A 21533-nucleotide genomic window follows, 5' to 3' on the forward strand; every position below is an offset into this window, starting at 1 on the left:
GGCCTACCAGGCGTCCTCGTCCAGGGTCATGAGGACACGGTCCTCGCGGTCGGCGATCTCCCGCTGGGCCGCGACCAGCGGGAGCACCTCCTGGGCGAAGAACACCGCTGTGGCCACCTTCCCCTGGTAGAAGGAGCGTTGGGCCCGGCGTGTCCCGGCCGCGGGGTCCGCGAGGCGCCGGGCCGCCACGCCCGCCTGCCGCAGCAGCAGCCAGGCCACCAGGACGTCGCCGGCCGCCAACAGCAGGCGGGTCGTCCCGCGCCCCACCTGGTAGATGGCCGCGGGGTCCTCGAGCGAGGTGAGCAGGTGCCCGCCCAGGCCGGTAGCCATCGCCTGGAGGTGGGCCGCGGACCGGCCAAGCAGCCCGTGCGCGTCGGCGAGTTCGCCGCTCTCCGGCGCGTCCGCCGCGGTCTTGTCCACCTCGGCGATCAGCGCGGCGAGCGCTGTGCCCTGATCCCTGGCGATCTTGCGGAAGAAGAAGTCCATGCCCTGGATCGCGGTGGTGCCCTCGTACAGGGTGTCTATCCGGGTGTCGCGGATGTACTGCTCCAGCGGGAAGTCCTGCGTGTACCCCGCGCCGCCGAGCGTTTGCAGGGCGTGCCCCAGCTGCTCGCAGGCCTTCTCGGAGCCGTAGCCCTTGACGATGGGCAGCAGCAGGTCGTTGAGGGCGTGTGCCGCGTCGTCGCGGGTGCCCGCCGCCTCGGCCTCGGCGATCCGGTCCTGCACGGTGGCCGTGTGCAGGACAAGGGCGCGCAGCCCTTCCGCGTACGCCTTCTGCAGAAGCAGTGAGCGGCGCACGTCGGGGTGGCGCAGGATGGGCACCCGGAGAGCGGACTTGTCGGCGAGAGCGGTCAGATCAGCGCCCTGAGTGCGGATCTTGGCGTACTCCAGGGCGTTGAGGAAGCCGGTGGAGAGCGTCGCCATCGACTTGGTTCCGATGATCATCCGGGCCTGTTCGATGATGAGGAACATCTGCCGGATGCCGTCGTGCTGCTCGCCCAGCAGCTCGCCGACCGCGGGGCTCTCGGCGCCGAAGGTGAGCTCGCAGGTGGCGGACGCCTTCAGGCCCATCTTGTCTTCCAGCGCGGTGGCGAACACGCCGTTGCGGGCCCCCAGTTCACCGGTCCCCTGGTCGATCACGTGGTACTTCGGGACCAGGAAGAGGGAGAGCCCCTTGGTGCCGGGGCCGTGGCCCTCGGGCCGGGCCAGGACGAAGTGCAGGATGTTCTCGGACAGGTCGTGCTCGCCCGAGGTGATGAACCGTTTGACGCCCTCGATGTGCCAGCTGCCGTCCGCCTGGGGGATCGCCCTGGTCCGGCAGGCCCCCACGTCGCTGCCCGCCTCCGGCTCGGTGAGCACCATCGTCGCGCCCCAGGCGCGCTCGACGAGCACCCGCGCCAGCCTGCGCTGCTCCGGTGTGCCGAGGCGGTCGAGCATCTTCGCGAAGCCGACGGTCGACTGGTACATGTACAGGGCCGGATTGGCCCCCAGCACCAGCTCGGCGACGGCCCAGCGCAGCGACGGCGGCACCCCCGCCCCGCCGAGGGACTCGGGCAGGTCGATCAGGTGCATGCCGGAATCGGCCCAGCGGGCGCAGGCCTTCTTGAAGGACTCCGGCAGTGTCACCGTGCGGTTCTCGGGGTCGTACGTCGGCGGGGTGCGGTCGGCCTCGACGGCGGAGTCGGCGAGTTCGTGGACGGCCAGGCGCTCCACCTCGACCAGGAGGTCGCGGGCGGTCTCGGGCGTGGTGCCCGAAAAGGCGCCGTGCCCGTAGGCCTGCGCGCGGCCGAGGACCTCGAAGAGGTTGAACTCCACGTCCCTGAGATGCGACTTGTAGTGGCTCATCGCCGGGCTTCTCCTTGTGCGGTCTTCCGGACTCGGGTGGAACAGGCGGGACAGGGGGGGGCAGGGGGACAGGCGGAACGGGTGGATCAGGGCAGGCGTGGCGGACCCGGGAACGCGGAGGGCCCGGCCGGTCCGCAGACCTGACCGAGCCCTCGCCGGCTGCTCGCTTCGGTCAGGCGAACGTCACCCGTGCCACGGGCACGAGTTGCCCCTCGTCGAGCAGCGCGCGGCAGCGGAACCGCTGGATCTTTCCGCTGGGCGTCTTGGGGAGCACTCCGCGCGCCAGGAACAGGCACTCCGCGAGCGCGACCCCGGCCTTCTCCAGGGCCAGCGAGGCGGCCTCCTCGGCGATGGGACGGAAGTCCTTGGGGTTGCCCTGGGGTTCCACCATCAGCACGAGCCGGGACATGCCCGAGTCGCCCGCGTCGACGACGGCGGCGCAGCCCTTGCGGACGTTCCTCAGGGAGTCGACCGCCGACTCGATCTCGGAGGCGTAGACCTTCCGGCCGCCCACCGAGAGCATGTCGTCGGCCCGGCCCAGGACGTACAGCTCGTCGTCGCGCACGAAGCCGAGGTCGCCGGTGTGCAGCAGGCCGTCCTTGAAGCGCGCGGCGGTGCGCTCGGGGTCGGCGTAGTAGCCGGTGGCCAGGCTCGGTGACGACACCAGGATCTCCGAGATGCCGCCGCCGCTTCCGGCCCGGACCGAAACCCCGGGCAGGGTACGGCCGTTGGAGACCAGCCGGGCCGCCTTGGGATGGTCGGGTGCCACCTCGATCACCGAGCCCTCCACCAGGGCGGGGCCGTCGAAGGCGAGCGCCTTGGGTGCCTGGTCCCAGGGTTTTCCGCTGACCGCGAGCGTCGCCTCGGCCATGCCGTAGGCGGGCTGGAACGCGGTCTCGGACAGGCCGTAGGGCCGGAACTTCTCCGTCGCCGCCGCCAGCGTGTCCCAGTCGACGCGCTCGGCCCCGATCACGGCCGCGCGCAGCTTCAGCTCCTTGGGCAGCGCCCCCCGGCCCTGTGCCCGCGCCGCCAGGTAGACGGCGGTGCTGGTGCCCGCCGTCATCGTCGCCTCGTACTCCGCCATGTCCCGGAACCACGTACGCGGCGCCATCCCGAACCGGTCGGGGGTGGACAGCACGAAGTCGAAGTCGTAGGCCCAGGAGTACAGCAGGCAGCCGAACATGCCCATGTCGTGCGAGAGCGGCAGCCAGGAGGCGACGGTGTCGGCGCCGGGGCGGCCGCCGGTCAGGTGCAGGATGATCTGCAGCTGCTGCTCGATGGCCCGGGTGGTCAGCGCGCAGCCCTTGGGGGTGCTGGTGGAGCCGGACGAGTACTGGATGAAGGCCACGTCGTCCCGGCCCGGCGGGCTCGGCTCGATGCGTCCCCCGCCGCGCAGCGCCGACCAGCCGTGGACCGGCAGATCCTTGGCGAGCCGCGCGGGGACCATGGCGGTGAGCCAGTCGTCGACCAGCAGCAGCGTCGGGTCGAGGCGCGCGGAGAGCGCCACCAGCTGCTCGCCGTAGGCCTCCTGGCTCTGGCCGCGGGTGGGCAGCGGCAGCGAGGCCGCCGCGCCGCCGGCCAGCCAGATCGCCAGCAGGCCGCGGACCGTGTCGGGGGTGTTGGTGAGGATGGCGGCGACCCGGGTGCCCGGCCCGACGCCCAGGGTGCGCAGCTCGGCGGCCATGCCGTGGGCGTCCCTGACGACATCGCGCCAGGGGGTGTGCTCGAACTCCTCGCCCGTCCACTCGTGCAGCACGCCGTGCGAGGCCCCGTTGGTCAGGGCGTGGAAGAAGTCCATGTACGTGATCCCCGTCTGGTTGTCGGCTCGTGCGGTGGCCGCGCTATTCCACGTCCACCAGCGAGGTGTCGCTCTCGCGGGTCTCGCGGCGGCGTTCTGCCATGGGCGCGATGTTCTGCTGGGTCTCCAGGAGTTCCTTCTTGTCCAGGGTGGCGGCGTTGACGCGGCTGACACCGGCCTCACGCATCTCCATGCGCTCGGGGTCGATGCGTACGACCTTCCAGGCCAGGTGGGTCTTCTCCAGGCTCCAGATGAGGATCGCGGAGAGGTCGACCTCGTACCACCGCATGCCGTGGCGGGCGGAGCGCGGGAAGGCGTGATGGTTGTTGTGCCAGGCCTCGCCGAAGGAGGGGATGGAGAGCCAGGCGACGTTGCGCGACTGGTCGGTGGTCTCGAAGCGGCGGCGGCCGAAGACGTGGCCGACGGAGTTGACCGCGTAGGTCATGTGGTTGATCAGGAAGATGCGGACCAGGCCGCCCCAGAGCATGCCGGTCAGGCCGGCCTTCCAGTCGCCGCCGGTGATGGCGTAGGCGATCAGGCCGGGCAGCACGACGCTGGAGGCGGTGACCAGCAGGAGGTTCTCGCTGAGCCAGCGCAGCGGCTTCTCGCGCACCAGGTCGGGGCAGTAGCGCATCGGGTCGGAGGTGAGGTTGACGTCGAAGAGCCAGCCCAGGTGGGCGTGCCAGAGACCGGCCATGGTGCCCTTGAAGCCCGGTTCGAAGTCCAGGTGGGGGCTGTGCGGGTCGCCGGGCTTGTCGGCGACGCGGTGGTGCTTGCGGTGGTGGGCCGCCCAGATCAGCGGCGGGCCCTGTCCTGCCATCACCCCGGCGGTGGCCAGGGCGACGCGGATGGGCTTGTACGTCTCGAACGAGCGGTGGGTGAGCATCCGGTGGTATCCGGTGGAGATACCGAAGCCGGAGATCGCGTACATGATGACCAGGACCACCACGTCCGACCAGCCGAAGATCTCGTTCCACAGCAGGGCCATGGCGCCGAACACCGCGACCAGCGGTATCAGCGACGCCCCGAGGATGAACCAGCGGTGCTTCTTGCCGTCCATGTTCCTGTACCTCTCACTTACGGAAGTTGCGGAAGTTGGGAGTAGCGCCTGACGGATGGGCGGGGGTGTCGTTGCGCGCGCCGCGGAAGACGGGCAGCACCGCCGCGCGCAGCACGGGAAAGAGCAGTGGGCGCGGCGTGTGCCGGCCCGCGAGGTACTGGGCCTTGGCGACCGGCCCGGGGACCACCAGGCGGCGCCCCTGGGCCAGGCCGCGCAGGCCCGCCTCGGCGACCCGCTCGGGCGTCAGCCAGGCCAGGAACTTCTGCTCCTGGAGGCGTGCCATGCCGCCCACCGCGTAGAAGTTGGTGCGCACCGGGCCCGGTGCGAGCAGGGTGCAGCTGACGCCGGTGCCGCGCAGTTCGACGTGCAGCGCCTGGGCGAAGGTGTTGGCGAACGCCTTGCTGGCCGAGTAGGTGGCCGCGGTCGGCACGGGCTGACAGCCCGCGGTCGAGCCGGTGACCAGGATTCCGCCGCGCCGCCGGGCGAGCATGCCCGGCAGCAGCGCCTGCGTCAGCGCGTGCAGCGCGACGACGTTGACCTGGACCTCGGCGCTCTCCTGGGCGGGGTCGTTCTCGCTGAAGGGCCCGCAGGTGGGAAAGCCGGCGTTGGCGCAGAGCACCGAGACCGGTTGGTCGGCCAACTCCGCTTCGAGGGACCGCCGGGCGGCCGGGTCCGCCAGGTCGCAGGGGCGCACGTGCACCGGCACGCGGTGGCGGTCGCGCAGCTCCTTGGCGAGCAGCTCCAGGGCGTCCGTGGAGCGGGCGACGAGCCACAGACCGTGGCCCCGCGCGGCCAGGCCCCGGGCGAGTTGCTCGCCGATGCCGGAGGAGGCGCCGGTGACCACCGCCCAGTCGGCCGGGCCGCTCACGCCGCCACCGCCGACGGGGAGGTGAGGTGCGTGGCGAGGCGGCCTGCCGCGGCGCGGCCCGTGCGGGCGCACGCCTCGATGGACACGCCCTGGATGTAGTCGCCTGCGAGCTCCAGGCCCGCGACGCCCGCGACGTTCTCCCGCACCTCGGCCAGGAAGTCGGCGTGGTGCGGAAGGTAGCCGCTGTAGGCCGCCTTCCAGTGCTTGACCAGGAGGTTGACGCGCTCGGCGCGGGGGGCGCCCAGGTAGGTCACCAGGCGCTGTTCGGTCTCTGTGGTCAGCCGGTCGATGTTCTGCGGGCTGAGGTCGGTCAGGCGTCCCTCGCGTCCGCTGTAGGTGTAGCGGACGATGTGGCGCTCCTCCATGCCGTAAGAGCCGGCGTTGCTGCACGGCCCGTCGTCCATGGCCAGCGCGCGCACGTCGTGGCCGAAGATGGGCCGGTCGTACTCGACGAGGACCACGGTGGAGGGGAAGTAGTTCACGTCCGACAGGCGCCGGGCGAGCGCGGGCCGTGCGGAGCGCACGATCTCGGCGGTGGCGTAGGCCGGGGTGGCCAGCACCACGCCGTCGTAGTCGCTGGTGCTCGCGGGCGCCCCGCCCTGGGAGATGCGCAGTCCGCTGACCTTGCCGTCGCGGATCTCCAGGCCCTCCACGGTGGCGCCAAGGCGCACCGGGACCCGCTTGGCGAAGGCCTCCAGGACGGGCTGGATGCCGCCGGCCAGCTGGTCGTAATGGTCCATCAGCATCGCCAGGTTGGTGCCGAACGTGCCGGGGTAGACCTCGTCGGGCTCGGCCCCGTTGTTGCGGATGACCATGGGGCGCACCAGCATGTCCGTCATCTCGCGCCCGAAGAACGAGCTGAGCGGGGCATGGTCGTGGCGCCGTGAGATGCCGCTGAAGTGGCGCGAGCCCAGGAAGCGGTTGCGCTCGTCGGCGCGGATCCGTGCCGCCATCGCCGCCATCCGGGCGAAGTCGCGGGCCGAGCCCATCCGCCGGATGTTCTTCAGGGTCTGGCCGCGCCGCTCGCTGTCGAGGGTGAGGATCTCGCCGTCCTTGATGCGGGAGGCGTTGTAGCCGAAGGACTCGTATGCGTCCGCGCCGAGCTCCGAGGTGAACCAGCGGAACGTGTGGTAGCGCCGCCCGATGTTCTTCCCGCCCGTCATGACCTGCCGGTCGCCGAGCTTGTCGAGGCCGAAGCGGCCGCCGAGGACGTCGGCCGCCTCGACGAGTTCGACGTCGTAGCCCAGGAGGTCCAGGCGCAGCGCCGCGGTGAGGCCGGAGATGCCCGCCCCCACCACGGCCACGCGACGCCGGTTCCGTGCGCTGTCACCTATGTGTGCCACTGTCATGGATCAGACTCCGTGCGCTTGCGCGGTCGTTGGGGCTTGCGGGGTCGCGTCGGGAAGCAGGTCGATGCGGCCCTCGACGATCGGTTTGCCGAACTGGCGCAGGACCACGGCCACCGGGACGCGGCCGTCCGCGCCCCTCGGACCGACGGTCGCCTCGTGGACCAGGTCGGCCTCGAACTCGGCGAAGTCCAGGAAGGCCGCCTCGCAGCCGACGGCGAGGGCGTGCGGGGTGGCAAGGGCCCCGGCTCGGCAGGCCGCGGCGACGGCGGCCTGTCGCATGCCCTCGACCATCAGGGGGCCGGGCACGTGGTCGTACTCGTGGTCGAAGAAGGCGGGGTGGTGCGGGTCGGCCGCCAGCAGGTAGCGGAAGGTGCCGTCCTCGGGTCCGCCGTCGGGGCCACCGTCGGTGTGCGTCTCGTGTGCGGGCAGGCCGATGACGACGTTGCGCGGGATCTGACGTCCCAGCAGGGGGGCCTCCAGGCGCCGCACGGGGGTCGGGCGGGCGTCGGCCACCGGCTTCTGTGCCCGTTGGAAGGCCCGGAAGATGTCGTAGTCCTCCCGCGACATGAAGGCGAGCACCGCGCTGAGGGTCATGGCCGGGCGCCCGCCGATCTCCATGACGCCTTCGAGGACCATGCTCACCACGTCGGAGCCCTTGCCCTGACGTTCGGCGACCCGGTAGTGCACATACCCCTGCAGCGCGGAGGTCCCGTCGTGGGCGTACGCCTGCGGGTCGGTCACCCGCAGCGTGATCCGCTGGAGGCTGAAGGGCAGCCCCACGGGCACCCCGACGTGGCGGTGCAGCAGCACGAAGATGGACTGCCGCGCGGCCTCCGCGGACGCGAACGGGTCGTGGAAACCGACCCGTTGGTCCGACCAGAGGCTGTGCGCGCGGGGAATCTGGAAGGCGAGGTGGAAGGCGTCGTCGGACCCCTGCGCGGAGTCGGTGACGAACACCTCGCCGACCTGCCGGCGGTGGGCGATGGAGCGGGGCACCGTCTGCTCGAAGGTCAACTCGACGGCCGGGGGCGGCAGGTGGCCGCGCGCGGCGGTGGGCGGGATCGTGCTGGTCATCGGCTCAGCTCCGGTTCGGGCGTGTCCTGCTGGACGGGGCGCGGCGCCGGGCCGCTCTGGAAGACGGGCTTGCGCATCGCGTTTCTGCGCCGGATCTCGGTGGTCGCGAGCTGACCCAGTTCGCCGAGCGTGGCGCGGCGCTGGCCGGGGGCGCGCAGCAGATGTCCGCCGGTGGCGCCGAGCACCCGAGCCGGGGTGAGGACCTCCAGGACGGAGGCCCGGTGGCTCAGCAGGTTCAGGACGCCGTCGACCTTGCCGTGCGCGTGCAGCCCCCGCACGACCCGCGGGACCAGGCCCGCGATGGGTCCGGCCACGCCGAGGTCCGCGGCCAGGCCGTAGTACTCGGCGTAGGTGCGGTCGCGCCAGCGGCCGAACTCCGTGACGGCGCGGTCGAGCCGGACGTCCGACCCGATGGCGTCGCCGACCGCATCGGCGAGCCGCTGCGCCTGGTGGAAGGCGTCGCCGATGCCGCGTCCGCCCGCCGGGTCCTTGAAGTGCCCGGCGTCGCCGAGCAGCACCCAGCCGGCCCCCGCCGCCTCGCGGAAGTAGCCGAAGAAGCGCCGGATGCCGTAGATCTTGCTCGCCCGGGTGGCGCCGGTCAGCGCCTCGGCGATCGGAGCGCAGCGCATGGCGTGGGCGCGCACGGAGCCGTCGAGGTCGGCGCGGAAACTCTCGCGCTCGTGGCGCTGCGGGGAGACGCCCACGATGTAGAGGCCGTTGTCGGCGGGGCCGCCCAGCATGTGCCGGTCGCCCCAGCGGTGGAAGACGAACGTGGGCCGCGGCCCGGTGTCCGCGCCCTTGAAGTACGTCCAGTAGTAGCTGCGTTCGCCCGGACTGACGTGGTACATGCGCGCCCCGCACACCTCGGCGACCTTCGAGGTGCGTCCGTCGGCGCCGACCACCAGGCGGGCCCGCAGCCGTGTCTCGACGCCGCCGGACACCGCACGGACCCCGGTGACGCGATGGCCGGCACGGGTCACGCCGACGACCCGGGTGCCCAGGCGTACGTCGGCGCCGGACGTGCGGGCGGCGTCCACCAGGACCGGGTCGAGGACCTCGCGGCGGATGCAGGCCGCGCCGCCCACGTCACCGGGCTCCTGCGGGAACGCGGTGCGGCAGCGGAACTCCTCCAGGCGCATGTCGACGTGGCTCATGGTGGTGACACCGGCCGCCCGCAGCTGCTCCATCACGCCCAGGCGGTCCAGGAACGCCAGGGAGTCGGCCTGCAGGATGTTCGAGGAGAGCGTCGAGCGGATCTCGGTGGCCTGGTCGAGCACGGCGACCCGCAGCCCGCGGCGCGCCAGGAGCGCGCCGAGGGTGGCCCCCGCGCAGCGCGCACCCACGATGATCACGTCGAACTCCCCGGCCTGCGGGGACGGCTGGCTCATGAGGCGCCGTTCCAGCGCACCGCCGCGGCGGCCGCGAAGTCACCGGCGTGCGCGAAGCCCGACATCACCACGAGGTCGCCGTCGCGCAGGACTCCGGCGCGGGCCGCGCTGTCGAGGGTGACGGGCACGGCGGCGCCGTACAGGTTCCCACACCGGTCGAAGGTGTCCAGGTGCCGTGCCGGGTCCAGCTTCAGGGCCTGGTGCCAGTTCTTCAGGAAGATCCGGTTGGGCTGGTTGGTGACGAGCACGTCGATGTCCGATGGCTGCTCGCCCAGGTCGGAGCAGAGCTTGCCGACGAGCTCGGGCACCAGGGTGTTGCCGCGTTGGAGGATCTCCGCGGACTTCTCGGCGTCGAAGCCGATGTCCATCTGGCCCTCGCCCGGCTCCCAGTACTTGCGCCCGTCGGAGGTCTTGATGCCCAGGTCCACGGAGTACGCGGGGATGCTGCGGGTGCGTACGCCCAGGATCGGCGAGCCCGCGCCTGCCTCCAGGTAGGCCACGCCGCAGCCGTCCCCGGGGATCGGCGCGTGCGACAGCTTGCGTACCTGGGTCTGGGCGAACATCTGGCCCGCGGTGTTCTGCACGTTGGCGATCAGCGCGGTGCGGGCCGCTCCGTCGGCCATGATCTTCTGGGCCAGGGAGAGCATGTAGGGGAACGAGGCGCAGCCGCTGTTGTGCAAATCCACGATCCACTCGGGATCGATGCCGAGGGCGTGCGCGGCCTGGGCGCCGACGCCCATGAACGGCTCGTCGGGCAGCAGCACGTTCGTCAGCAGCACGTCGACCTGGCCCGCGGGCGCCTTGCCCAGGCGTTCGAAGAGCGGCCGGGCCGCCTTGGCGATCATGTCGGCGGCCCGCTCGCCGGGGGCGACGTGGTGCCGGGTCGGGGGCACGCGGAACAGCGGGGTGTTGGCCAGCGGGTCCACCGGGGCGTTCTCGTCCAGGAAGAACTCGGGCCCCACCACGTTCTCGGGCAGATAGCTCCCGAAGTCGACTATGCCGACGGGCTGCATGACAGTTCCTTTCGAAGCCAGTCCTCGACGGTGCGTGCCGTGTGAGCGGCGTGTTCCTCGAGGAGCGAGAAGTGGTCGCCGGTGACGGGCGTGACGGTGTCCGCTGCCTGCCACAGTCGCCAGGCGGCGCCGTCCGGCGCGTCGGGCCCCTGTTCCGCGGTCAGCAGCAGCGCGGGCGCCGTCAGCGGGTCGGGCGCCCAGGTGTCGAAGAGCCGCAGATAACCGCCCATGGCCAGCACGCCGTCGTCGTCGAGGTCGCCGAGCGCGCCGTCCCGGGCGAGGATGCGGCCCATCGCCCAGGCGAAGACCGCCTGCTGCTGGGCGGGTTCGGGCTCGTACGTGTCGATCAGTACGACCCCTTCGACGCGGTGCCCGGCGCGCTCAAGGGACGCGGCGGCCGCGTGCGCCAAAACCCCGCCGATGGAGTGCCCCACCAGGACGAGCGGGGCTCCCCCCGCGGTGTGCAGCGCGGCGGCGGCCAGGGCCTCGACCGCGGCGCGCCACGAGCCGGGCAGCAGCGGCGAGGTGCCGAGGCCGGGCAGGGTGAGCGCGGACATCCGCGGCCGGTGGGCGAATCCGGCGGCGAACCGCGCGAACTGGTGCGGGCCCGACCCGGCCAGAAAGGACGGCACGCAGACCACGGCGGGCGTGGCCGGGCCGTCGGAGACCAGCACGGACTCCGGCGGCCCCGCGGGCCGTTCGCCCGTGGCGAAGGTGGGCCGCCCCGCGGCGGCGGCCTGCAACTGCGTGACGGCGTGGGCGAGTTGCCCTTGCCGGTGCAGGTCCTTGAGCAGGTCGGCGGGGCCGTGCGGGGTGTCGGCGGCGCTGGGGGCGAGCAGCGGGCGCAGGTGGTCGGCGAGGGCCGCCGGGGTGGGGTGGTCGACCAGGAGGGTGGCGGGCAGGTCGAGGCCGGTGACGGCGGCCAGGCGCCGCTGGAAGCGGACGGCGCCGAGCGAGTCGATGCCGAGCTCCAGCAGGGTCAGGGCGGGGTCGATGTGCGCGCCGTCCTCGTAACCGAGCACGAGGGCCGCCTGGGTGCGGACCAGGCCGAGGACGTCGTGCTCCTGGTCTGTCCGCTGCGGCCCGTCCGTGCTCGGCCCGTCCGTGCTCGGCCGGTCCTGCGCGGCCGGGGCCCGGCCGGTGGACGGGGCGTGATCCGGGGAGGGGCCGGCAGCCGGGTCCCGGACGGTCTGCGGTGCGTCGATCCAGTGGCGGCGCGGCTGGAAGGCGTAGGTGGGCAGGGAGACGTGGCGGGCCGCGTCGTGGGGGAGGAGCGCCGCGAGGTCGCCGCACGCGCCGTGCGTGTGCAGTTCGGCGAGCGCGCTCATCAGCGCGACGGGCTCGGGCGCGCGCCCGTCGAGGGCGGGGGCGAGCACCGCGGACCCCGGGTCGCGCAGGCAGTGCCGGGTCATCGAGGTCAGCACCCCGCTGGGCCCGATCTCCAGGAACGCCGTCGCCCCGGCGCCCTCCAGGAGACGTACCCCGTCGTGGAAGCGGACGGGCCGCTCGGCGTGGCGCACCCAGTAGTCGGGGCTGGCCAGGGTGGCGGTGTCGGCGAAGGCCCCCGTCACGTTTGAGACGATCGGCACCCTCGGCGCGTGGTAGCTCAAGGAGCCCGCCACGGCGGCCAGTTCATCGAGCATGGGCCGCATCAGCGGCGAGTGGAAGGCGTGGCTCACCTGGAGCCGGCGCGTGCGGCGGCCCTGCTCCTGCCACGGCCGAAGCCAGGCCGAGAGGGAGTCGGCGGCGCCGGAGACGACCACCGAGCGGGGCCCGTTCACGGCGGCCACGGCCAGCTGCCCCTGGCCGCGCAGGCTCTCCAGGACCTCGTCCTCCGTCGCCTCCACGGCGACCATCGCGCCGCCGTCGGGCAGGGCCTGCATGAGCCGGCCGCGCGCGGCGACCAGCGCGCTCGCGTCGGCCAGGGACAGCACCCCGGCCACATGCGCGGCGGACAGCTCGCCGATCGAGTGGCCCAGCAGGAAGTCCGGCGTGAACCCCCAGGACTCGACCAGGCGGTAGAGGGCCACCTCCAGCGCGAACAGCGCCGGCTGCGTCCAGCCCGTGCGGTGCAGCAGCTCCCCGTCGGGGGTGGCGTCGGGGGCGTCCATCACCTGGCGCAGGGGCAGTTCCAGATGCCGGTCGAGCTCGGCGCGGACCGCGTCCAGGGCGTCGGCGAACACCGGGTGGGCGGCGGCCAGGGCGCTGCCCATGCCGGCCTGCTGCGAGCCCTGCCCGGAGAAGAGGAAGGCGGTCTTGCGGGCCCGCCCTGCCATGCCCAGGACGGCGTTGCCCGGCAGCTCCCCGGCACCGAACGCCGCCAATCCCGCCAGGAGTTCGGCGCGGGTGGTGGCGGTGAGCGCGGCCCGGTGGTCGAAGCGGGCGCGAGTGTGGGCGAGTGCGGCGCCGATCTGGGTGGCCGTGGCGTGCGGCTGGGCGGTGGTGAGGTGGGTGTGCAGGCGGCGGGCCTGGGCGCGCAGGGCGGCCGGGGTCTTGGCGGACAGCAGCCACGGCACCACCGGCAGAGCTGCCGGCTCCGGCTCGGACTGCGCTGCTCCGGCGGCGAGCGGCGCCTCCTCCACCACCACGTGCGCGTTGCTGCCGCTGATGCCGAACGAGGACACCGCGGCCCGGCGCACCCGCTCGCCGCGCGGCCAGGGGGTGGCCTCGGTCAGCAGGGAGATGCCGCCGCCGGACCAGTCGGCCTTGGGCGTGGGCCGGTCCACGTGCAGGGTCCGGGGCAGGACGTCGTGACGGAGCGCCTGCACCATCTTGATCAGTCCGCCGACACCCGCCGCGGCCTGGCTGTGCCCGATGTTGGACTTCAGCGAGCCGAGGCGCAGCGGGCGGGCGGCGGTCCGCTCGCGGCCGTAGACCGCCGCGAGGGCGTCGATCTCGATGGGGTCGCCGAGGGTGGTGCCGGTGCCGTGCCCCTCGACCGCGTCGATGTCGTCGGGACCCAGCCGCGCCGCGGCCAGCGCCTGCGCGATCACGCGCTGCTGGGAGCCGCCGTTGGGGGCGGTAAGGCCGTTGCTGGCGCCGTCCTGGTTGACCGCGGAGCCCGCGATGACCGCCAGGACACGGTGATGGTTGCGGCGGGCCTCGCTCAGGCGCTCCAGCAGGACGACCCCGACCCCCTCCCCCCAGCCGGTGCCGTCGGCGGCCTGCGCGTACGAACGGCACCGGCCGTCCGGCGAGAGCGCGCGCTGCCTGCTGAACTCGGTGAAGACACCCGGCGTGGACATCACCGTCACGCCGCCCGCCAGGGCCAGTTCGCACTCGCCCTGGCGCAGCGCCTGGACCGCCAGGTGCACGCCCACCAGGGACGAGGAGCAGGCCGTGTCGACGGTCAGGGCCGGGCCCTCGAACCCCAGCACGTAGGAGACGCGGCCGGAGAGCACGCTGCCCGCCGAGCCGATGCCCCAGTAGCCCTCGAGGTCGTCGGGACCCGACCGCGCCACCTGCGCGTAGTCCTGGCCCGTCGTCCCCACGAACACACCGGTGCGCGAGCCGCGCAGGCCGCCGGGGTCGATGCGCGCGTCCTCCAAACACTCCCAGACGCTCTGCAGGAGCAGCCGCTGCTGGGGGTCCATCGCCAGGGCCTCGGTGCGGCCGATGCCGAAGAACTCCGCGTCGAACTCCGTGGCTCCCTCCAGGAAACCGCCGGCCCGGGCGTACGTCGTGCCGGGGTGATCCGGGTCGTCGTCGAAGAGCCGCTCCAGGTCCCAGCCGCGGTCGGCGGGGAAGTCGGCGACCACGTCGCGTCCGGCGGCCACCAGGTCCCACAGTTCGTCGGGCGACGTCACGCCGCCCGGGTAGCGGCAGGCCATGCCCACCACCGCGACCGGTTCGTACGCACGCTGCTCCACCTGGCGCAACTGCTCCCGGGTGGCCTGAAGTTCGGCGGTGACCCGCTTGAGGTAGCGCAGTGTCTTGTCGTCGTCGGGCATGGTTCAGCCCACCCCCAAGTCGTTGTCGATCAGGTCGAACAGGTCGTCGGCGGAGGCTTCGTCGATGCGCTTGGCGTGCGGTCCGCCGCCGTCCTTGCCGTCCTGGCCGTCGTCGAGGGCCGCGAGCAGGGACCGCAGCCGCGTGCGGACGGCCGCCGCGTCGGACCGGGCGACCGACGGGAGCAGCCCGGCGAGGCGGTCCAGATCCGCGTGCACGTCGGGCGCCGCCTCCCGGCCGCCGGAGGCACGCTCGTCGAGCAGCGTGCGCAGGTGCGCGGCCAGCGCGGGAACCGTCGGGTGGCCGAAGACCAGGGTGGACGGCAGGGTCAGGCCCGTCACCTGGCTCAGCCGGTTGCGCAGCCGCACCGCGCCCAGCGAGTCCAGGCCCAGCTCCTTGAAGGGACGCTCGGGGTCGAGCGCGCCGGTGTCCTCGTACCCCAGGACCACGGCGACCTCCGCGGCCACCGCCGCCAGCACCAGCGCGTCGCGCTCCTCGGGCGCGGCGGCCGCGAGGCGTGCGGGCAGCGTCGCCCCCGAGGGCCCGGCCGGCCCCTGCGCGGCCGGCACCAGGGCCCGTAGCACGCTGGGCAGCAGGCCCTCGCGGGACTGGGCCCGCAGGGCACCCAGGTCGAGCCGGGCGGGCAGCAGCAGCGCGTCCTCGGTGCCGTGCACCGCGTCGAACAGGCGCAGCCCCTCGGCGCCGGCCAGCGGTGCGAGACCCGACCGGCCCAGCTGGGCCACCTCGGCGTCCCCCAGGTGCCGGGTCATGTCGCTCGCCTCTTCCCACAGGCCCCAGGCCAGCGAGAGCGCGGGCAGCCCCTGGGCGCGCCGCCACTGCGCGAAGGCGTCCAGGAAGGTGTTGGCCGCCGCGTAGTTGCCCTGTCCGGGGCCGCCGATGGTGCCCGCGACCGAGGAGAACAGGACGAACGCGGCCAGCGGCGTGGACGCGGTCAGCTCGTGCAGGTGCAGGGCCGCGTCCACCTTGGGCCGCAGCACACGCTCCAGCCGCTCGGGCGTCAGCGCCTCCAGGAGGCCGTCGTCCAGCGCCCCCGCGGAGTGCACGACGGCGGTCAGCGGATGCGCGGCGTCGACGGAGGAGAGCAGCGCGGCTGTCGCCGAGCGGTCCGTGACGTCGCAGGCCGCGACGGTGACCTGGGCGCCGAGAGCGGCCAGTTCGGCCGTCAGCTCGGCCACGCCCGCCGCGTCCCGGCCGCGCCGGCTGGCGAGCAGCAGGTGGCGGGCGCCTCGTTCGGCGGCGAGATGCCGGGCCAGCCGGGCGCCGATTCCGCTGGTGCCACCGGTGATCAGGACCGTGCCGTCCGGGTCGAAGGGGAGCGGCCCGCCAACGGCACCGCGGACACGGACGGCACGGGGTACGTGGAGCACGCCGTTGCGCACGGCGATCTGCGGCTCGTCGGCGGCGAGCGCGACGGGCAGGACGCGCGCGAGATCGTCGCGGGCGTCGTCGGCCAGATCGACGAGCGTGAAGCGGCCGGGGTGTTCGGACTGCGCGGTCCGCACCAGACCCCACAAGGGCGCGAGGACCGGGTCGAGGTCCGCGCCGGGAGCGGTGGCCACGGCGTCGCGGGTGACCAGCACCAGGCGCGCCTCGGCCAACCGCTGGTCGGCCAGCCAGCCCCGCAGCAGCGCGAGGGTGTGCTGAGCGCGGGAGCGTGCTGCCGCCGCGGTGGGGGTGCCGTGCGCCGCGGGGATGAGCGCGACGACGGTGTCCGGCACGGGGCCGCCCGCGTCGAGCGCGGCGGAAAGGCCGGTCAGGGCGGGGTAGGTGGCAAGGCGCGGGGCGGTGGAGCCGTCGGGGGCGTCCCCGGCCTTGCTGTCCGACGAGCCGCTCACGGCAGTGGGGTGCGCCAGGGTCGACCCGTCCTCGGACAGGACCGCCCAGCGTCCGCAGACGGCGGCCGGGCCGGGCTGCGGGGTCCGAGCCGGCTGCCACTCCAGGCGGAAGAGGGAGTCGGCCGGCCCGCGTGCGCCGGCCAGGCGGGATGGGGCCACCGGGCGGGCCACGACCGCGTCGACGGTGACCACCGGGTTGCCCGCGGCGTCGAGCGCGGACATCCCTACGGTGCCTTCGCCGAGCGGGGTGAGGGACACCCGCAGGTGCGTGGCGCCCGGTTGCACCAGGCGTACACCGGACCAGGTGAACGGCAGCCAGGCCTGCCCGGACGCTCCGTCGGGACCGGCCAGGTCGGTCAGCTGGGCGTGGAACGCGGCGTCGAGCAGGGCCGGGTGCACCCCGTACCCCTCGGCGCCGCCGTCGGCCGTCGCGGTGTCCACCTCGGCGAGCAGCCCGCCCTCGTGCCGCCAGGCCGCGCGCAGCCCGCGGAAGAGGGGGCCGTAGCCGAAGCCCCGGTCGGCGAGCCGGTCGTAGAGGCCCTCGACGTCCAGCGGGTCGGCGCCCGGCGGGGGCCAGGCGGCGGGAGCGGGGGAGGCGTCGGCGTGCGCCGGGTCGGGCGCGAGGAAGCCGGCCGCGTGCCGCGTCCAGGCCTCGACGCCGGCCGCGTCGGCGGGCCGGGAGTGGAGGGTGATCGGCCGCCGCCCTTGGGCGTCGGGGGCGCCGACCGTCGCCTGCAGGTCGGCGGCACCCTCCTCGGCCAGCACGAGCGGCTCCTCCAGCGTCAACTCCTCGACCACGTCGCAGTCGACGTACGAGGCGGCCAGGACGGCCAGGTCCACGAAGGCGGTGCCCGGCAACAGGACGGTGCCGTAGACCGCGTGGTCCTCCAGCCAGCCGTGGGTGTCCCGTGAGACGCGCCCGGTGAACAGCCACCCACTGCCGTCGGCGAGTTCGGCTCCGGCGGTCAGGAGCCGGTGCCCGGTGGAGTGCAGTCCCGCTGCCCCGGCGTGCCCCGCGGCGGTCCGGGCCGTCGCCCAGTAGCGCGTCGACTCGAAGGCGTACGTGGGCAGGTCGACGTCACGCGCTTGGGCCGGGTCGAACACCGCGTCCCACTCGACGGGCACCCCGTGGGTGTGCGCGGCGGCCAGCGAGGCGGCGAACTGGGCCTGTTCCTGCTCGCGCCGTGCGGAGCCGAGTACGGCCGCGGCGGTGCGGCTGGTGGCGCCGTCCCGTCCCCGGGAGTGCTCGGCGGCCTGCTCGGCGGTCTGTTCGGCGGTCTGCTCCACCGCGAAGGTGAGGATCGGGTGCGGGCTGACCTCGATGAACGTGGTGTGTCCCTGGTCGAGCAGCGCGCGGACGACCTCCTCGAACCGCACCGTCCGGCGCAGGTTCCGATACCAGTAGTCGGCGTCGAGGCCGCTGGTGTCGAACTCGCCCGCGGTGACCGTGGAGTGGAAGCGCACCTGTCCCGAGCGCGGCGCGATCGGCGCGAGGACCTGCCCCAGACGCTCCTTGAGCGACTCGACCTGGGGGGAGTGCGAGGCGTAGTCGACCGGCACCCGCCGGGCCCAGATGTCCTGGGCGGCGCAGCGGGCGAGCAGCTCCTCCAAGGCGTCGGAGTCCCCCGAAACCGTCATGGAGGAGGGGCCGTTGACGGCGGCGACGGATATGAGTCCGTCGAAGTCTTCCAGGAGCGGCCGCAGCCGCTCGGGCGAAGCCGTCACCGATGCCATGCCGCCGTCGCCCGCCATCCGCGCGATGGCCTGGCTGCGCAGCGCCACGACGCGGGCGGCGTCCTGGAGGGAGAGGCCCCCGGCGACGTACGCGGCGGCTATCTCGCCCTGCGAGTGCCCCACCACGGCGTCCGGGTGCACGCCGTGGTGGCGCCAGAGCGCGGCCAGCGCGGCCATCACCGCGAACAGCGCGGGCTGCACGACATCCACTCGCTCCAGCGGGGCGGCGCCGGGCGCCCCGCTCAGAACGTCGTCGAGCGAGTAGTCGGTGTAGGGCGCCAGCGCATCGGCGCACGCGCGGAACTCCTGGGCGAACACCGGGTGGGCGGCGGCGAGTTCGCGGCTCATGCCGATCCACTGGGAGCCCTGGCCGGGGAAGACGAAGACGGTCTTGCCGGTGCGGGCGCGGGACCGGGTCACCTGATCCGCCTCCTCCCCCCGGGCGAGTGCGTCCAGCGCGTCGAGGAGTTCGGCGCGGGTGGTGGCGGTGAGCGCGGCCCGGTGGTCGAAGTGGGCGCGGGTGTGGGCGAGTGCGGCGCCGATCTGGGTGGCCGTGGCGTGCGGCTGGGCGGTGGTGAGGTGGGTGTGCAGGCGGCGGGCCTGGGCGCGCAGGGCGGCCGGGGTCTTGGCGGACAGCAGCCACGGCACCACCGGCGGAGCTGCCGGCCCCGGCTCCGCGTTCGGCGCCGTCCCGGCATCGAGCGGCGCCTCCTCCAGCAGGACATGCGCGTTGGTGCCGCCCACTCCGAAGGCCGACACCCCCGCCCGGCGCACCCGCTCGCCGCGTGGCCAGGGGGTGGCCTCGGTCAGCAGGGAGACCACATGGCCGGACCAGTCGGCCTTGGGTGTGGGCCGGTCCACGTGCAGCGTGCGGGGGAGCACCTCGTGGCGCAGCGCCTGGATCGTCTTGATCAGTCCGCCGACGCCTGCCGCGGCCTGGCTGTGCCCGATGTTGGACTTCAGCGAGCCGAGGCGCAGGGGCTGTCCGGCGGGGCGGTCCTGGCCGAAGACGGCCGCGAGGGCGTCGATCTCGATGGGGTCGCCGAGGGTGGTGCCGGTGCCGTGCCCCTCGACCGCGTCGATGTCGCCGGGGCGCAGACCGGCGTCGGCGAGCGCCTGGGTGATCACACGTTGCTGGGAGCCGCCGTTGGGGGCGGTAAGGCCGTTGCTGGCGCCGTCCTGGTTGACCGCCGTGCCCGGGATGAGGGCCAGCACGCGGTGGTGGTTGCGGCGGGCCTCGCTGAGGCGCTCCAGGAGCAGCACGCCGATGCCCTCCGCCCATCCGGTGCCGTCGGCCGCCTGGGCGTAGGAACGGCACCGGCCGTCCGGCGAGAGTGCGCGCTGCCTGCTGAACTCGGTGAAGACCTTCGGCGTGGCCATCACGGTGGCGCCGCCCGCCACGGCCAGCGTGCACTCGCCCCGGCGCAGGGCCTGCACCGCCAGGTGCACGCCCACCAGGGACGAGGAACAGGCCGTGTCGACGGTCAGGGCCGGGCCCTCGAAGCCGAAGGCATAGGCGACGCGGCCCGACAGGACGCTGCCCGCTGACCCGATGCCCCAGTAGCCCTCCAGTTCGCCAGGGCCCGAGCGCGCGACGTTCTCGTAGTCCTGGCCGCTGCTGCCCACGTACACGCCGGTGGGCGACTTCTTCAGCCGGCCGGGGTCGATGCCCGCGTTCTCCAGGGACTCCCAGACGGTCTGCAGGAGGAGCCGCTGCTGGGGGTCCATCGCCAGGGCCTCGCGGCGCGCGATGCCGAAGAACTCCGCGTCGAAGTCGGCGACCGGGTCGAGGAATCCGCCGGTGCGGGCGTAACTGGTGCCGGGCGCCTCGGGGTCGGCGGAGAAGAGGCCATCGAGGTCCCAGCCCCGGTCGCGGGGGAAGTCCGTGACGGCGTCGCGCTCGGAGGCCACCACCTCCCACAGACCGTCGGGTGAGGTCACGCCGCCCGGGTAGCGGCAGGCCATGCCCACGACGGCGATGAGGTCGTCGCCGTGGCCGGGGCCGGCGTCGGCCGTCGGCGTCTGCGGGGCGTCGTCCTGGGGCTGTGCGAAGCCCAGCAGGCCGAGCAGGTGCTGGGCCACGGCGGCGGCCGTGGGGTGGTCGAAGAGCAGGGTGAGCGGCAGTTCCAGGCCGGTGGCCCGGCTCAGCCGGCCGGTCAGCTCCACGGCCGCGAGGGAGTTGTAGCCGTAGTCGCGGTAGGCCAGCTGCGGGTCGATGTCGAGCGGGTCGGTGCCCGCCAGGCCCGCGGTCTCCTCGCGGACCAGGTCGAGCAGGGCCGCCGCGCGGTGGTCGGCCGGCAGTCCGGCCAGGCGCCCCGCCAAGTCCTCGCCCGGTCCGGGCTCCTCGGCCCGTACGTCCTTGTCCGGCCCCGTCCGCCGGGTCCGCTCGTCCATCGGGTCAGCCATGCGGTCCTCCACGTCGTCTCCCTGCGCCCCCGCGTCCCGCCGCCGCTCCCCAGGTAGGGGGTGCGGCCACAGAGTTCCGTCGTCCGCCCTGCTGTCGGGCCGTCTCCCTGCCGGGAGGCATGCCTCCTACGAGGAGGCGGCCGTGCCCGTCCGCAGGAAGGAGCGGATGTGCTCGCTGAGCTGTTCGGGCTGGTCCTCGGGAATGAGGGTGTAGCTGTCTTCGATCTCGACGAGCTGGCCCTTGGGCAGCAGCTCGGCGAGCTTGCGCCCGTGCTCGGGCGGCATCACCTTGTCCTCGGCGGCCCACACCACGAGCGCGGGCCGGTCGAAGTCGCGCAACTTGTCGGCCCAGCCGAGCAGTTCACTCCTGGGCGGCACTCCGAGCACGTACTTGCGCAGGTCGCGGCGGATCTCCTTGGAGGTCCACAGCGGTTCGAACCAGGCGTTCATCACCTCGGGCGGCACCGGCCGCTTGCTCATCCAGCCCCAGGTCATGGGCAGTCGGCGCATCGGCTTCCACTTCAGCAGCTTGAAGGCGAAGTTGATGCCGCCCGGCAGTTTCGCCGAGGTGAAGAGGTTGCTTCCGGGTACGCCCGGGGGGAAGTTGTCGAACGCCTCGCACGAGGTGATGACCAGGCGTCCGATCCGCTCGTCCCTGCCCTCGGCGACCAGGGCCTGCGCGCCGCCCCAGTCGCTCATCACCAGCGTGACGTCGCGCAGGTCGAGCCGGTCGAGGAACTCCGCGACCAGCCGGGCCACGCCCGCGATCGACAGGTCCGCGTCCGGCTTCATCGGTCGGCGGTGACCGCCCAGCGGCAACGTCGGTACCACGCAGCGGAATTCGGATCTCAGAGGTGCCACCACGTTCCGCCACAGGGAGCCGTCCATCGCGACACCGTGCAGCAGGACCACGACCGGCCCCTCGCCGCCGGTGTCCTGGTACTCCACCGTGCCAGCCGAAAGATCTACCTCAGCCATTTCACATCTCCTCGGAGCTGTACGCGTTCGGGGGGTCGCGCAGGGACGTTCGCACCGGACGCAACACTGGATGCCCAGTTGGGCGGCATGGCAGCCGCTCGGATGGGCGAGCCGGGTTAAGCAAAACACCTCAGGCTCTTTTTCGCCAGCAACAAAACGACCACGAACGATCATTGCCCTAAAGGGCAATGGCCGGTCGACGGCCGTCTGGGTATC

At 73.5% G+C, this 21533-nt stretch carries 10 protein-coding genes and 1 pseudogene; all 11 read right to left on the reverse strand.

Annotated features, from left to right (window positions below; genetic code table 11):
- Positions 1–3: 3 nt before the first annotated feature.
- Complete coding sequence (locus ACZ6ZP_RS26235) at positions 4–1845, reverse strand: acyl-CoA dehydrogenase (RefSeq protein WP_469408603.1); 1842 nt, start codon at positions 1843–1845, stop codon at positions 4–6.
- Between the two features lie 172 nt (positions 1846–2017).
- The gene (locus tag ACZ6ZP_RS26240) at positions 2018–3643 is read right to left on the reverse strand and encodes an AMP-binding protein (protein ID WP_469408606.1); all 1626 of its coding nucleotides are present in this window, start codon (positions 3641–3643) and stop codon (positions 2018–2020) included.
- A 43-nt stretch (positions 3644–3686) separates the two neighbouring features.
- Positions 3687–4703: an acyl-CoA desaturase gene (locus ACZ6ZP_RS26245; protein WP_351166098.1), complete on the reverse strand. Its 1017-nt coding sequence runs from the start codon at positions 4701–4703 to the stop codon at positions 3687–3689.
- Positions 4704–4716: 13 nt separating this feature from the next.
- Positions 4717–5571, reverse strand: coding sequence for an SDR family oxidoreductase (locus ACZ6ZP_RS26250; protein ID WP_351166100.1), 855 nt, complete (start codon positions 5569–5571; stop codon positions 4717–4719).
- The gene (locus tag ACZ6ZP_RS26255; protein WP_361465785.1) at positions 5568–6920 is read right to left on the reverse strand and encodes a protoporphyrinogen/coproporphyrinogen oxidase; all 1353 of its coding nucleotides are present in this window, start codon (positions 6918–6920) and stop codon (positions 5568–5570) included. Before ACZ6ZP_RS26255 ends, ACZ6ZP_RS26250 begins: the two co-directional genes overlap by 4 nt.
- 3 nt (positions 6921–6923) lie before the next feature.
- Positions 6924–7994: an AfsA-related hotdog domain-containing protein gene (locus ACZ6ZP_RS26260; protein WP_469408608.1), complete on the reverse strand. Its 1071-nt coding sequence runs from the start codon at positions 7992–7994 to the stop codon at positions 6924–6926.
- On the reverse strand, positions 7991–9382 hold the full coding sequence (locus ACZ6ZP_RS26265) for an NAD(P)/FAD-dependent oxidoreductase (protein ID WP_469408610.1): 1392 nt from the start codon (positions 9380–9382) through the stop codon (positions 7991–7993). The genes ACZ6ZP_RS26260 and ACZ6ZP_RS26265 overlap by 4 nt, the downstream gene beginning before the upstream one ends.
- On the reverse strand, positions 9379–10395 hold the full coding sequence (locus ACZ6ZP_RS26270) for a 3-oxoacyl-ACP synthase III family protein (RefSeq protein ID WP_361465777.1): 1017 nt from the start codon (positions 10393–10395) through the stop codon (positions 9379–9381). The genes ACZ6ZP_RS26265 and ACZ6ZP_RS26270 overlap by 4 nt, the downstream gene beginning before the upstream one ends.
- Complete coding sequence (locus ACZ6ZP_RS26275; protein WP_383821949.1) at positions 10377–14345, reverse strand: type I polyketide synthase; 3969 nt, start codon at positions 14343–14345, stop codon at positions 10377–10379. The genes ACZ6ZP_RS26270 and ACZ6ZP_RS26275 overlap by 19 nt, the downstream gene beginning before the upstream one ends.
- 3 nt (positions 14346–14348) lie before the next feature.
- Positions 14349–20339, reverse strand: a pseudogene (locus tag ACZ6ZP_RS26280) (type I polyketide synthase); the annotation flags it as partial.
- Between the two features lie 126 nt (positions 20340–20465).
- On the reverse strand, positions 20466–21317 hold the full coding sequence (locus ACZ6ZP_RS26285) for an alpha/beta fold hydrolase (RefSeq protein ID WP_469408612.1): 852 nt from the start codon (positions 21315–21317) through the stop codon (positions 20466–20468).
- Between the last annotated feature and the right edge of the window lie 216 nt (positions 21318–21533).

Source organism: Streptomyces sp. NPDC054047 (assembly GCF_055585065.1).